Below are 12,897 nucleotides of genomic sequence, written 5' to 3' on the forward strand. Positions count from 1 at the left end.
TTCACCAGCGCAGGCGCCGTGTTGCCAGCGTGTTGCGCAGGCGGTCGTAGACCGCGACCGCGTCTGCGTCGCGCACGAAACGCAGGCACAGCGGTGCGGCGATCCCGCTCGCACCCGCCGTATCCAGCCAGAGCGTGGCGGTGCCGCAGGCGTGGTCGAGGGGCGAACGCGACAGGCGCAATGCCTGCAGTTTGTCGATCTCGGCGAAGCGCCAGTAACGCGACCACCAGCCACTGCGCACGGCAATGACGTGACTGTCCAGGGCCCAGCCCATGCGCTGCGCGTGCCGGTGGGCGGCGTATGCCGCGAAGGCGAACCATGCAAGCCCCAGCCAGGCCCAATGACCGAAGTGCCACGCCGCGAGCGCCGTGATGGGCGCCAGCACTGCCAGCGACGGCAGCAGCAAGCGCCAGTGGGCGGAGCCCTGCACGGGTTGCCAGTCCTCGCGCGGCCACTCCACGTGCGGCAGCAGGTGCCGCACGAGTGCATCGCACGCATCGGGCGACGCGATCGGGGCCACGTCCTTCAGTGCGCGCGTGTCCTGTTGTCCCGCCTTTTCGGCTACGGCGGTATCGATGCGCAGCGAGCGGCGGCGGAACAGCCGGTGCAGCACGCCTTCATGCAGCGTCCAAGCCTGGATGCGCCGGCGTGCGACGCTGGTGCGAAGGCGCGCAAGCAGGCCCCGTTCCACCATCAGGCGACGCGCATCTTCGGTCAGCCGGAAACCGTGGAACTGCAGCAGTGCCAGCACGACGGACAAGGCACGGACCAGCCCCAGCGCGATGACGGCGAGTGCGACCGCACTGGCCGCACCGGCGAGCCAGCCCAGATGCAGTTGCTCGGCGTAGCCGTAAGCCTGCTTCGCACCCTGGCGGAAGAACTGTTCGATCATCTTCTCCGGCAGGATCTGCCACGCGGCACCGAAGCCCGCGGCGACCACGATCATGCCGCGGTTGGAGATCAGGCCAAGCTTGATGACCTCCCGTGTCGAGAGCGACAGCAGCGTGGTATCGGCCGGGTGTGTTGCCCCCGCGGTGCCTGGCGTCTCGTGGGCGGTCGCGTCATGCGTCTGGTGCCGCACCAGGTTTTCCAGGGCCAGCGCATCGTGCAGACCGAGGACCCGCATCTGCGCTTCGGGCTTCTGGCCCCCCGCAGATTCCAGTCGCACTTCCGCAACGCCGAACACGCGATGCAGCAGCGACTGGTGGACCACCACGTTGTGGATGCGCGAGAACGGAATTTCCCGTCGTGAGCGGTGCAGCAGGCCTTCGCGCACCGTCAGGCCATCGCGACCGATCGTGTAGCGATAGGTGAAGTACTGCAGGATCGCCAGCACCACCAGCACGATGATGCCGATGACGGGAGCGAGCGACGCCCAGAGATCGCCATCGCCGCTGCTCTTGCGGGCACCGAACACCACCAGCGCGACCAGCGGGAAGATGAACTGCTTGAGCTGCTGCAACAGCACGAACAGCCACGACCAGGGATGCAGACGACGTTCGCCGGATGCGTCCGCTTGCATGGCGCCGTCCATCACAGCGCGTCGTCGTGGTCGACCTGCGTGGCGAGGCGTTCGCGCAGACGCTCCGCGTCGTCCGCATCCAGCCCCGACACCGACACCGCCGCCATCCGCGTGCCCGCGGTGTGTACCACCAGGGTCGACAGGCGTGCACTGCGCTCAAGCGGCCCACGCTTGAGATCCAGGTGCTGCACGCGTGAAATGGGCACGTGGGTCTCGCTCTGCCACCAGTTGCCGCGGCGCAACGCGAAACCCTGATCGTCGAGGCGCCAGCGGGTGCGCCGATGGCGCTTGACCGCAACCCACGCGCCGATCACGGCGCCGGCCAGCGCCGCTGCGGGAACAGCAAGCCAGGGCGACACGACGTCAGTGGCCCGGGAGACGAAGAAAGCAGGGATCGCCAGCGGGAACATCAGGGCAGCACCGCCCAGCGCGGCCAGCCAGGCGCCGCGGGGCGGCAGTGATTGCCAGTCGGCGACCGTCGGCAGGGGGGTGGGGATATCGGGGTGCGTCACTGCCTGCCTGTCCTCAGTTCATCGATCATCCGATAGTCCAGCACATAGTCACGGCCGCGGCGATAGCGGCTCAGCCGGGCTTTCATGCGCTTCAGGACCGCGTCGCGCTCGCGCCCGCTGTACTCTGGATCGGCACTCATCTTCTCCACCGCGCGGCTCTCGAAGCGGACAGCCTGCTCGAAGTCGTGATTGGCGGCCAGCGCAGCCGCGACGGTGTCCAGTTCATGCCAGGCCAGGGTCTCTTCGCGACGGATCATGTGCTGGGCGAGTTCCAGCGCCTGGACCGGATCGCGTTGTCCGGCGACAGGACAGGTGGCCCAGATCCAGACGCGTTCGTTGCGCGCTGGTTCCGCTCCGGCTTCTTCTGCGCGCGCCGCCCATTCCGCTGCCTGCCGGCAGTCGCGCGGCAGACCGCCCATGCCATCCAGGTAGTAGTTGGATTGCGCCAGCAATGCTTCGGGCGGCCGGCCTTGGGCCACTGCGCGCTGCAGGTGCGGGAGCGCCTTGAGCATGGCCGCATCGGTCTGGCCTTCTTTGCCCCCAGTGATGGTGATGAACGTCATCCACGCGGCGTCGCCATGTCCGCCTTCGCTGGCCTTCTCCCACCAGGCGAGGCCGGCGGCTTCATCCTTGGGCAGAACGGCCGGTATCTCGCCGCCGTACAGCAGGCTGCCGGTGACGAACTGGGCGAACGCATCGCCTTCCTCGGCCTTGCGCACCACGGCGCGTACACGCAGGTGTTGCCACTGGCTGTAGTCGGGCCACCTTTCGTTCAGTCGCGTGCGCTTGGCCGCATCATCCAGCAGCGCGCGGTCGAGTGTGGCCAGGCTGGGCGCCTGGCTCTGGAGCGAGTTCGAGAGCGACATTTCCAGCACGCGGGATTCACTCATGCCCGTTCGCCGTATCTGCTCGTCCATCCCGAAGGACATGTCCTCCACCATGGACGTGTAAAGGAAGCGCCACTGACCGTCCTCCCGCACGAATGCGGGTCCGAACTGGAATTGGGTCTCCGTCGGTGGTGCCAGTTCGCCGATCGCCTGGTCGCCCACCACCGTGACGTGGGACAGGCTTGGTATGGCGGCATCCGGCTGGGGTGGTCGGGTATTGATCCAGCCCCGGCTCACGCACAGGGTTGCCACGGCGCGATCATCCATGGCCTGCAATGCCGCCTCGGTTTGAGTGGCGCGAAGAAGATAGACCACCACGCGATCAAGTACCGGCAGGCGCCGCAACTGATCAGGCGAGGCGTAGAGCGCCATGTCGCGCAGAAAGCCGGTGTGCGCCAGGCTGGAGCCTGACAGCAGATCCACGGCCTCGACCTTGTCCTGGCTGCTCAGCGCTGCATAACGATCCCACGTTCGTGAGACCTCGTTCATGGTGGCCATGTCCTGCGCCGCCCACGCCGGCAGCACCAGTGCGCCAGCCAACATCCCGGTCAGCCATTTCCGCATCCGCATCGTGTTCCCCTGTGTGGTCCCCTCAGTGGTAGGGATTGCCCTCGCCACTGCCTTCCGGCCGCAGGGTATAGCGTTTGTAGGTCCACTGGTACTGCGCTGGATCACGGCGTGCGATCCGCTCGACGGCCTGGTTGAGGGCCGTCACTGCCGTCACGGCGTCGGCATCGGCTATCGCCGCGGGTGCGCGCTCCACGTGCAGTGCGAAGTCGGGCCCGGGGCCGATGCGTTCGCACCAGGCGAACAGCACCGTCGCTCCCGTGCGCTCGGCCAAGCGCGACACCAGCGTCATGGTCAGCGCGGGCTTGCCGAAGAACGGCGCGAATTCGCCGTCGCCCATCTTCGGCTGCTGGTCCGGCAGGATGCCCACCGCTCCCCCGTCTTTCAGCACCTTCCACAGCTGGCGCACGGCGGGGCCCTCCGCGCGCACCTGGCGGATGTTGTCCGCTCCACGCACGCGCAGCAGGAAGGCATCACCCGCCGGCGACTCAGGCGGGCGGTAGACGATGGCGATCGGGCCGCGCGAGGCCAGCCACTGGTTGAGCAGCTCCCAGTTGCCGAAGTGGGGCGCGGCGACGATCACGCCTTTGCCGCTGGCCAGAGCTTCGTCGTACAGCGCCTCGCCGTGACGCTCGCGCAGGCAGGCCAGGTTCTCGCCCGCAGGCCGCGTCCAGAAGCGCAGGGTTTGCAGCGCCTGCCGCGCTGTCGTGCGCAGGATGGCAGCGTGCAGTTCCTCACGCTGTCCCGGCAGCAGGTCCGGGTAAGCGATCTCCAGATTGCGGCGGGCCACGCGGCTTTCGCGCACGTCGAACCGGCGCCACGCCCAGGCCATCGCGTCTCCCAGCGCGCGCAGCCAAGGCCAGGGGAGGCGCCCGATCAAGGCGGCGACGTGGTAGCCGAAGGCGGCGAGGGTGTCCGGTTTCATCCGCCGAGTGTAGCCAACCGGCGTGCCGCCCTTGCCGGTGCGGGACGGCGACCCCGGTATCCTGTTCTTCCCTTCATGCCGTCCGGACCCATCCCATGCTTTCCCTGATCCAGCGCGTGACCCGGGCGAGCGTAGCGGTCGACGACACCGTCGTAGGGGCCATCGACACCGGTCTGCTGGCCTTGGTGGGGGTGGAGCCGGGGGATGGCGAGGCGCAGATTGCCCGCATGGCCGACCGCCTGCTGGGTTACCGGGTCTTCGCCGACGAGGCGGGGCGCATGAACCGGTCCCTGGCCGATACGAACGGCGGGCTGCTGCTGGTCAGTCAGTTCACGTTGGCCGCCGATACCCGCTCGGGCATGCGGCCCAGCTTCACCACCGCCGCACCGCCCGCCAAGGCTGAACAGGGCTTCAACCGATTGGTCGACATCTGCCGTGAAAAGCACGCCGGCAGGGTGGAAACCGGGCGTTTCGGCGCCCATATGGTGATCAGCCTCGTCAACGACGGGCCCGTGACCTTCCTGCTCCGCCCGTGACGTTCTCCCCTTGCCGGGAGACAGGCTTCAGGAACCCAAGCCGGTCCGGGCTGGTATAATACGGGGTTCTCCCTTTCCTCTTCCCGGTGGCGCAACCTCGATGGCCAACGAACGTCCTGCGCAGCAGTCCGACATCAAGCTCTTGATCAGCAAGGGCCTGGAGCAGGGCTATCTGACTTACGCCGAAGTCAACGATCACCTTCCCGACGACCTGGTCGATCCGGAACAGATCGAAGACATCATCGGCATGATCAACGGCATGGGCATCGACGTCCATGAAGTCGCTCCCGATGCCGAAACCCTCCTGCTTGCCGATGGCAACACCGGCAACCGCGAAGTCGACGAGACCGCGGCCGAAGAGGCCGCCGCGGCGCTGACGTCGCTGGATACCGAAGGTGGCCGCACCACCGACCCGGTGCGCATGTACATGCGCGAAATGGGCACCGTCGAGCTGCTGACCCGCGAAGGCGAAATCGCCATCGCCAAGCGCATCGAGGAAGGCCTGGGCCAGGTGCAGGCCTCGCTGGGCAACTTCCCGTGGTCGATCGAACTGCTGCTGGAAGACTACGAACTGCACAAGGCCGGCAAGAAGCGCCTGGCCGAAGTCATCGTCGGCTTCAACGATGTCGAAGAGCCGGCCCCGGAAGTGCCGGTGGCCGAAGAGGCTGTCGAAGCCGCCGACGATGCCGCCGACGATGAAGAAGAAGCCGCGGACGATGTGGCCGAGGAAGCGGGTCCGACCGGCCCGGATCCGGAAGAAGTCGCGCGCCGCATGCAGGTGCTGGCCGACGGCTATGCCAAGTTCAAGAAGTCCTATGCGAAGAACGGCCCCGAGAACAAGGCCGTGGTCAAACTTCGCACCGAACTGGGCGAGACCTTCGTCACCCTCAAGCTGCCGCTTCCGCTGACCGACACGCTGGTGCGCAAGCTGCGCGAGGTCGTGGCCCAGGTGAAGGACCACGAACGCCGCGTGCTGCACCTGTGCGCCAACGTCGCCAAGATGCCGCGCAAGGAGTTCCTGCGCGCATGGGAAGGCAACCAGACCAACCTGGGCTGGGTGGACGAGGTATTGAAGCGCAAGCAGAAGTGGTCTTCGGGCCTGCGCGATGTCAGGGAGCAGATCGTCGCCGAGCAGGAAGCCACCATCGCCGTCGAGCAGGCGATGTACCTGACGCTGGCCGACATCAAGGAGATCAGCCGCGCGATGGCCTATGGCGAAGCCAAGGCACGCAAGGCGAAGAAGGAAATGGTCGAGGCCAACCTACGCCTGGTCATCTCCATCGCCAAGAAGTACACCAACCGCGGCCTGCAGTTCCTCGACCTGATCCAGGAAGGCAACATCGGCCTGATGAAGGCGGTCGACAAGTTCGAATACCGTCGCGGCTACAAGTTCTCGACGTACGCGACCTGGTGGATCCGACAGGCCATCACCCGCTCGATCGCCGACCAGGCGCGCACCATCCGCATCCCGGTGCACATGATCGAGACGATCAACAAGCTCAACCGCATTTCCCGCCAGATGCTCCAGCAGTACGGCCGCGAGGCCACGCCGGAAGAACTGGCCAAGGAAATGGACATGCCGGAAGACAAGATCCGCAAAGTCATGAAGATCGCGAAGGAACCGATCTCCATGGAAACGCCGATCGGCGACGATGAGGACTCCCACCTGGGCGACTTCATCGAGGACACCAACGTGGAGTCCCCGATCGAGAACACCACCAACATCAACCTGTCGGAAACGGTCCGCGACGTGCTCGCCGGCCTGACTCCCCGGGAAGCCAAGGTGCTGCGCATGCGTTTCGGCATCGACATGAATACCGATCACACGCTGGAAGAGGTCGGCAAGCAGTTCGATGTCACCCGCGAGCGCATCCGCCAGATAGAAGCCAAGGCATTGCGCAAGCTGCGTCATCCGTCGCGTTCGGAACAGCTGCGCAGCTTCCTCGACATCGACTGACGCGAAGAAGCACGGCATTGCACCAACGAAGCGCGGCCCCTCGGGGCCGCGTTTTTTTTTGGTGCGAGGTTGGCGCCGTTGACGCGCCCATCTTGCCGCCGTCATCACATGCGCGCCGCTACAATCGCGGCCACCCCACGAGTCAGACTTCCGCGTGCAGCGACGGGACGCAATCAAATCCGTCCTCGCCATCGCGTTGCTGGGCAGCATGCCCCGCGCGATGGCGCAGGCCACGAACACAGCGAACACCGCGACAGCACCGACGCGATTCACCCTGGAAACGGTTCCACGCCTTGCGCAAGCGATGGCGAGGCAGCCTTATCGCGCGCCTGACGAACAGCTGCCCGCGTCATTGGACACCGGCTATGACGCGTATCGCGATCTGCGCTTCGACCCGGCGCAGGCCCTATGGCGCAAGGAAGCCTTGCCATTCCAGGTGCAGATGTTCCATCGCGGATTCCTGTTCAAACAGCGCGTGGAGCTTTGGCGGGTGCATGAGGGGCGCGCCGAGCCGATTCCGTATTCCCCCGGGCTGTTTGATTTTCCGCAGGGCGTGACGCCCCCACAGGACCACGCCTTGGGGTTCGCTGGCTTCCGCGTGCATACCCCGCTCAACCAGCCAGATGTGTTCGACGAGTTGATCGCGTTCCTCGGCGCCAGCTACTTCCGTGCCCTGGGCAAGGGACACGCATACGGCCTTTCCGCGCGTGGACTTGCGCTGGGCAGCGGTGATGCGGGTGCGGAGGAGTTCCCGTTGTTCCGCGCCTTCTGGATCGAGCAGCCTCCGCCGGGCGCTACGCAGCTGGTTGTGCATGCCTTGCTCGACAGCCCGAGTGTGGCGGGTGCGTTCCGCTTCCTGATCCGCCCGGGTGGCGAAACCGTCATCGATGTGCAATCACGCCTGTATCCCCGCGTGGACCTCGCGCGTGCAGGCATCGCGCCGCTGACCAGCATGTTCGAGTTCGATGCTGGCGACCGCGTGGGAACCGATGACTACCGGCCGGCCGTGCACGACTCGGATGGCCTTGCCATTCTCAACGGACACGGCGAACAGATCTGGCGACCGCTGAGCAATCCGCCACGTGTCCAGCTGAGCGCGTTCGCCGACGCCGGGCCTCGCGGCTTTGGCCTCATGCAGCGCAAGCGCGGCTTCGGCGACTACGCCGATATCGAGGCGCGCTACCACCAGCGCCCCAGTCTCTGGATCGAGCCCAAGGGGGATTGGGGCAAAGGAGCGGTCACACTGGTGGAGATTCCCACCGGCGACGAATACCACGACAACATCGTGGCGTTCTGGCGGCCCGCCGCGCCACTGCGTGCGGGCCGTGAACATCGCTTCGATTACCGCATGCACTGGTGCGACACGCATCAGTGGGACGCCGGCCTGGCCATCGTCACGGACACGCGTATCGGTGCGGCACCGGATCCGTCGCGGCGCCTGGTGGTGATCGATCTCGAAGGCGGCCGCCTCGCCTCGCTGCCGCGCGACGCGCAACTGCAACCCGATGTCTGGGCAGCACGCGGCGATGTTGTCGGCGCGGTGGTCTATCCGAACCCGGAGACGCGCGGCTGGCGCCTGAGCTTTGAATTCCGTCCTCAGGAAGGCGGCACGGACGGGCGTGACGCGGAACTGCATGCGCGTGTCCTGGACGGCGATAGGCCGCTGTCCGAAACCTGGCTGTACCGTTGGAGCACCTGATCATGAACACACATCGCGTGGATGATCCGCTGCAGCAGGCATGGCTGCCCCCCGAATCACCACTTCCCATGCCGGTACAGGACCTGCGGACAGGACGCCTGTCGTCAAGCGCGCTGCCCACATCGCCGCCCGCAATCAGGCGGCGGCGTGCGCTGGTAATGGTGACTGCGATCGCGCTGACCGTGTTCGCGACCTATCAGATCTGGTGGGTATTGCGCAGCGACGGTATCAATGTGCTGGAGGGCGTGCTGCTCGCGTTGTTTGTTGCGCTGTTTGCCTGGATCGCGCTGTCGTTCTCCAGCGCATTGGCTGGCTTCGTGCTGCTGTTGCGTCGACGCCCGCATCCACTCGGCATCGATGAGGCGGCGGCACTTCCCGTGCTTTCGACCCGCACGGCCCTGCTGGTGCCGACCTACAACGAAGACCCCCATCGCGTGCTGGCCGGCGTGCATGCGATGCATGAATCGTTGCAGGGTACCGGGCAGGGGAACCGTTTCGACTTCTTCATCCTCAGCGACACCACGCGTCCGGATGTCCAGCATCAGGAAGTGGCGGCCGTCCGGGCTCTTCGGCACCGACTGGGTGCCGACGCGCACGTGTTCTATCGCCGCCGCCGCGAGAACACGGAGCGCAAGGCGGGCAATATCGCGGAGTGGGTGCGGCGTTTCGGTGGGGCGTACCCGCAGATGCTGATCCTGGATGCCGACAGCCTGATGACCGGCGACACCCTGGTCCGTCTGGCGGATGCGATGGAACGCAATGCCAGCGTTGCACTGATCCAGACGCTGCCGATGATCGTCAATGGGCGCACGTTCTTCGCGCGGATGCAGCAGTTCGCCGGACGCGTATATGGCCCGGTGGTGGCGCACGGCATTGCCTGGTGGCATGGCGCGGAAGGCAACTACTGGGGGCACAACGCCATCATCCGGACCGCAGCCTTCGCCCGCCACGCCGGCCTGCCCCATCTTCGCGGCGGCAAGCCGTTCGAGGGGGCCGTGCTCAGCCATGATTTTGTGGAGGCGGCGTTGCTTCGCCGCGGTGGCTGGGCCATCCACATGGCGCCGGGACTGGGCGGCAGTTACGAGGAAGGACCGCCTTCGCTGACCGACATGCTGGTGCGCGACCGCCGCTGGTGCCAGGGCAATCTGCAGCATGGCGCGGTGCTGCCGGCGCGTGGCCTGCACCGCATGCATCGGCTGCATCTGCTGGTCGGCATCGGTCATTACTTCACCGCGCCGATGTGGGCCATGCTGATGCTGGTCGGCCTGGCCATTCCGTTGCAGCAGGCCGGCTTCAACCTGAGCCAGCCGCATATGGAAGGCTTCACGCCTGCACTCTACTGGCGTGGCGGTGATCCGGCGCGTTTCCTGTGGGTTTTCTACTTCACGATGGCGGTGCTGCTGGCGCCCAAGGCGATGGGCTGCGTGGCCACGCTGGTGCAGCCGGCGTTGCGTCGGCAGTGCGGCGGCGGGCTGCGCATCATCGGCAGCGCGTTGCTGGAAACCGTGATGGCGGCATTGATGGCGCCGGTCACCATGTACGTGCAATCGCGTGGCGTGGCGGAAGTGCTGGCCGGACAGGATTCCGGCTGGGAGACGCAGCGTCGCGACGATGGCAGCGTGCCACTCGCCAGCCTGGTACGCCGTTACGCGGGGTTGACGTTGTTCGGTGCGGGCAGCGGCGTGGTCGCCTACCTCGTGTCGCCTGCACTGGCGGCATGGATGGGGCCGGTCGTGCTGGGCATGGTCCTGTCCATCCCCATCAACGTCCTGACGGCATCGCCTGTGGTCGGCCAACGCCTGCGCGCTGCAGGATGGCTGCGCATTCCAGAGGAATCCACGCCTCCGGCGATCCTCGCTCGTGCCCTGGCATTGCGCGCCGCACCCGACGACGCGCCATCCGTACCCTTGGCCTCCGGTACAATCCTCGCGCTGGGGGCCTATAGCTCAATGGTTAGAGCAGAGGACTCATAATCCTTTGGTTCCAGGTTCGAGTCCTGGTGGGCCCACCATCCCTGCCAACCCCTGACAGATGGTCGGCGGCGACTGGAGCGGCTGAAAGCGGGTGTCCCTTGCTGTTCGATGGAGGACCGGTTTTTTTGCTGATCTTCGCGCCGGTCATCGCCCTGCCCGTCGGCCCCATGCATGCGAGCGATGTCGCGAATCCGTTGGAAACTCGGCAGCCTGCTGCTCATGCCATGCGCCGTCGCCCTGGCAGAGGAAGGGCAGCCAGTGGCCGCGGAGACGCTCGACCGCGTCGTGGTCGTCGCTACGCGTCTTGAATCGGTAGATGCCTTCGACGTGCCGGCCTCGGCCGATACCATCGTGGTGGGCGACGGCGGCGCGCGATCGCAGTCCGCGTTGTCGGAAGTGCTGGTCGGCGTCCCCGGGCTGCTCGCGCGCGAACGGCAGAATCTCGCGCAGGACACGCAGCTTTCGATCCGAGGCTTCGGCGCGCGCTCGACCTTTGGCGTGCGCGGATTGCGTCTGTACGCCGATGGCGTGCCTGCGACAATGCCCGACGGGCAGGGCCAGGTATCCCACTTCAACATGCTGGGCGCGGATCGCGTGGAGGTGCTGCGGGGGCCGTTCTCCGCCCTGCATGGCAATTCTTCCGGCGGCGTGATCCAACTGTGGAGCGACGTTCCCGGGGAAGGCCATGAAGCCCGGGTGCAGGCAAGCGTGGGGAGCCACGGCAACCGTGTACTGGGCGCGCGGATACGCGGTGCCCGCGATATCGTGGGCTACAGCGTGGCGGCGTCGATGCTGGAGACGGACGGCTACCGCGCGCATAGCGCGGCGGGGCGCGACTCGCTGAATGCGAAAGTCCGGTTGAAGCCGGGCCGCGCTACGCTGGACCTGGTCTTCAATCATTTCGGCGCGCCCGACGCCGAGGATCCGCTGGGCCTTACGCGTGCGCAGGCATGGCAGGATCCGCGCCAGGCGACGCCGGTGGCGACGCAGTTCGACACGCGGAAGTCCGTCCGGCAGGACCAGCTGGGTGCCGTGTACGAATGGCCTTTCGCCAGCGGACACCTGCTGCGTGCGATGGCCTATGGTGGACGGCGCGACGTCGAGCAATACCTCGCGTTGCCGGGCACGGCGCAGGCCAATCCACTCAACGCCGGCGGCGTGATCGATCTCGACAACGACTACGGCGGGGCAGACCTGCGCTGGTCATGGACGGGCGAACTTGCCGGACGTCCGTTCGAGGTCAGTGCAGGCACGAATGCCGATCGGCAGCGCCAGCATCGTCGCGGCTACGAGAATTTCGTCGGCACGGTGCAGGGCGTGCGGGGCACGCTGCGTCGCGACGAGCGCAACCAAGTGGGGAATGTCGACCAGTATGCGCAAGCGTGGTGGCGGTTCGCATCCCACTGGTCGCTGCTGGCCGGCGCCCGCCACAGCCGGGTTGCGTTCCGCTCGCGGGATGCCTATGTCACCGTCGCCAATCCTGACGACAGTGGCCAGGTGACGTACGAACGCACTACGCCGGTGGCGGGGCTCGTGTACGCGCCCACCGACACGCTGCGGTTGTATGCATCCATCGGGCGCGGCTTCGAGACGCCGACGTTCAACGAGATCGGCTATCGCGCCGATGGCGGTGCAGGGCTGGCGTTCGATCTGCGGCCGGCGGTCAGCCGGAACGTAGAGGTGGGGATGAAATGGCGGGATGGGCGGGGCGCCCGTGTCGAAGCGGCGCTGTTCCGCGCCGATACCGACGACGAGCTCGCGGTCGCACGCAACGTGGCTGGCCGGAGCAGCTACCGCAATGCCGGCGCCGCACGGCGCCAAGGCGTGGAACTGCAGGCCGGTCTGCAACTCCACACCGCATGGCGGTTGCAGCTGGCCTACACGTGGCTGGATGCCACGTTCCGCGACGGCTTTCCCATCTGCACTTCAAGCGGCTGCACCACGCCGGGCGTGCAGGTCGCGGCCGGCACGCGCATTCCCGGGATTGCCCGACAACAGGCATCGGTGCGCCTGGGCTGGCAGGGCGAGCAGTGGAGTGCTGCGGCGCAATTGCTGGGCGTCGGCGCGGTCACGGTGAACGATACCGGCAGCGAACGCGCCCCGGGCCATGGCCTGCTCAACCTCGAACTGGTGCGCGATTGGCCCGCCGGCAGCGGGCGCCTGCAGGGCTTCGCCCGCATCGACAACGCGCTGGACCGGTTCCATATCGGTTCCGTCATCGTCAACGAAGGCAACGGCCGGTTCTACGAGCCCGGTGCCGGGCGCACGTTCACCGTGGGGTTGCGCTGGCACTGGGCGGACCGCTGACGGCGCATCGGC

9 protein-coding genes and 1 tRNA gene are annotated in these 12,897 nt (G+C 66.7%); 6 read left to right on the forward strand and 4 right to left on the reverse strand.

The genetic code is table 11. The annotated features are described in order from the left end of the window. Position 1 precedes the first annotated feature (1 nt). From OY559_RS02215 to OY559_RS02230, 4 genes are read right to left on the reverse strand one after another with little or no spacing between them, the layout of a single operon-like run. Positions 2-1,522 (reverse strand): PH domain-containing protein, encoded by a 1,521-nt coding sequence (locus OY559_RS02215; protein WP_277728509.1) that lies wholly within the window; start codon positions 1,520-1,522, stop codon positions 2-4. Positions 1,523-1,533: 11 nt separating this feature from the next. After that, a complete protein-coding gene (locus tag OY559_RS02220; protein ID WP_277728510.1) occupies positions 1,534-2,034 on the reverse strand; it encodes a PH domain-containing protein in 501 nt (166 codons plus the stop codon). Continuing rightward, complete coding sequence (locus OY559_RS02225; protein ID WP_277728511.1) at positions 2,031-3,491, reverse strand: SEL1-like repeat protein; 1,461 nt, start codon at positions 3,489-3,491, stop codon at positions 2,031-2,033. Before OY559_RS02225 ends, OY559_RS02220 begins: the two co-directional genes overlap by 4 nt. 22 nt (positions 3,492-3,513) lie before the next feature. Continuing rightward, on the reverse strand, positions 3,514-4,413 hold the full coding sequence (locus OY559_RS02230; protein WP_277728512.1) for a lauroyl acyltransferase: 900 nt from the start codon (positions 4,411-4,413) through the stop codon (positions 3,514-3,516). A 95-nt stretch (positions 4,414-4,508) separates the two neighbouring features. On the opposite strand from OY559_RS02230, the gene dtd reads away from it, so the two are divergent. The 6 genes from dtd to OY559_RS02260 all read left to right on the forward strand — a co-directional run bounded on the left by dtd (position 4,509) and on the right by OY559_RS02260 (position 12,885). Further along, on the forward strand, positions 4,509-4,949 hold the full coding sequence (gene dtd / locus OY559_RS02235) for a D-aminoacyl-tRNA deacylase (protein ID WP_277728513.1): 441 nt from the start codon (positions 4,509-4,511) through the stop codon (positions 4,947-4,949). A 100-nt stretch (positions 4,950-5,049) separates the two neighbouring features. After that, a complete protein-coding gene (rpoD, locus tag OY559_RS02240) occupies positions 5,050-6,906 on the forward strand; it encodes an RNA polymerase sigma factor RpoD (RefSeq protein ID WP_192199927.1) in 1,857 nt (618 codons plus the stop codon). A 154-nt stretch (positions 6,907-7,060) separates the two neighbouring features. Then, positions 7,061-8,605: an OpgD/OpgG family glucan biosynthesis protein gene (locus OY559_RS02245; RefSeq protein ID WP_277728514.1), complete on the forward strand. Its 1,545-nt coding sequence runs from the start codon at positions 7,061-7,063 to the stop codon at positions 8,603-8,605. A gap of 2 nt (positions 8,606-8,607) precedes the next feature. Continuing rightward, positions 8,608-10,578 (forward strand): glucans biosynthesis glucosyltransferase MdoH, encoded by a 1,971-nt coding sequence (mdoH, locus tag OY559_RS02250; RefSeq protein WP_277729889.1) that lies wholly within the window; start codon positions 8,608-8,610, stop codon positions 10,576-10,578. Further along, positions 10,541-10,616 (forward strand) — tRNA-Ile (locus OY559_RS02255). The genes mdoH and OY559_RS02255 overlap by 38 nt, the downstream gene beginning before the upstream one ends. Positions 10,617-10,758: 142 nt before the next feature. Further along, entirely contained in the window at positions 10,759-12,885 is a 2,127-nt protein-coding gene (locus OY559_RS02260; RefSeq protein WP_277728515.1) for a TonB-dependent receptor family protein, read from the forward strand. The last annotated feature ends 12 nt before the right edge of the window (positions 12,886-12,897 follow it).

Source organism: Pseudoxanthomonas sp. SE1 (assembly GCF_029542205.1).
Taxonomy (GTDB): Bacteria; Pseudomonadota; Gammaproteobacteria; order Xanthomonadales; family Xanthomonadaceae; genus Pseudoxanthomonas_A.

What these genes read in the sequence shown, in the direction of transcription:
- OY559_RS02215 (WP_277728509.1), bottom strand. Translation starts at nt 1,522, where the DNA reads ATGCAAGCGGACGCATCCGGCGAACGTCGTCTGCATCCCTGGTCGTGG.
- OY559_RS02260 (WP_277728515.1), top strand. Translation starts at nt 10,759, where the DNA reads ATGTCGCGAATCCGTTGGAAACTCGGCAGCCTGCTGCTCATGCCATGC.
- dtd (WP_277728513.1), top strand. Translation starts at nt 4,509, where the DNA reads ATGCTTTCCCTGATCCAGCGCGTGACCCGGGCGAGCGTAGCGGTCGAC.
- mdoH (WP_277729889.1), top strand. Translation starts at nt 8,608, where the DNA reads ATGAACACACATCGCGTGGATGATCCGCTGCAGCAGGCATGGCTGCCC.
- OY559_RS02225 (WP_277728511.1), bottom strand. Translation starts at nt 3,491, where the DNA reads ATGCGGATGCGGAAATGGCTGACCGGGATGTTGGCTGGCGCACTGGTG.
- rpoD (WP_192199927.1), top strand. Translation starts at nt 5,050, where the DNA reads ATGGCCAACGAACGTCCTGCGCAGCAGTCCGACATCAAGCTCTTGATC.
- OY559_RS02230 (WP_277728512.1), bottom strand. Translation starts at nt 4,413, where the DNA reads ATGAAACCGGACACCCTCGCCGCCTTCGGCTACCACGTCGCCGCCTTG.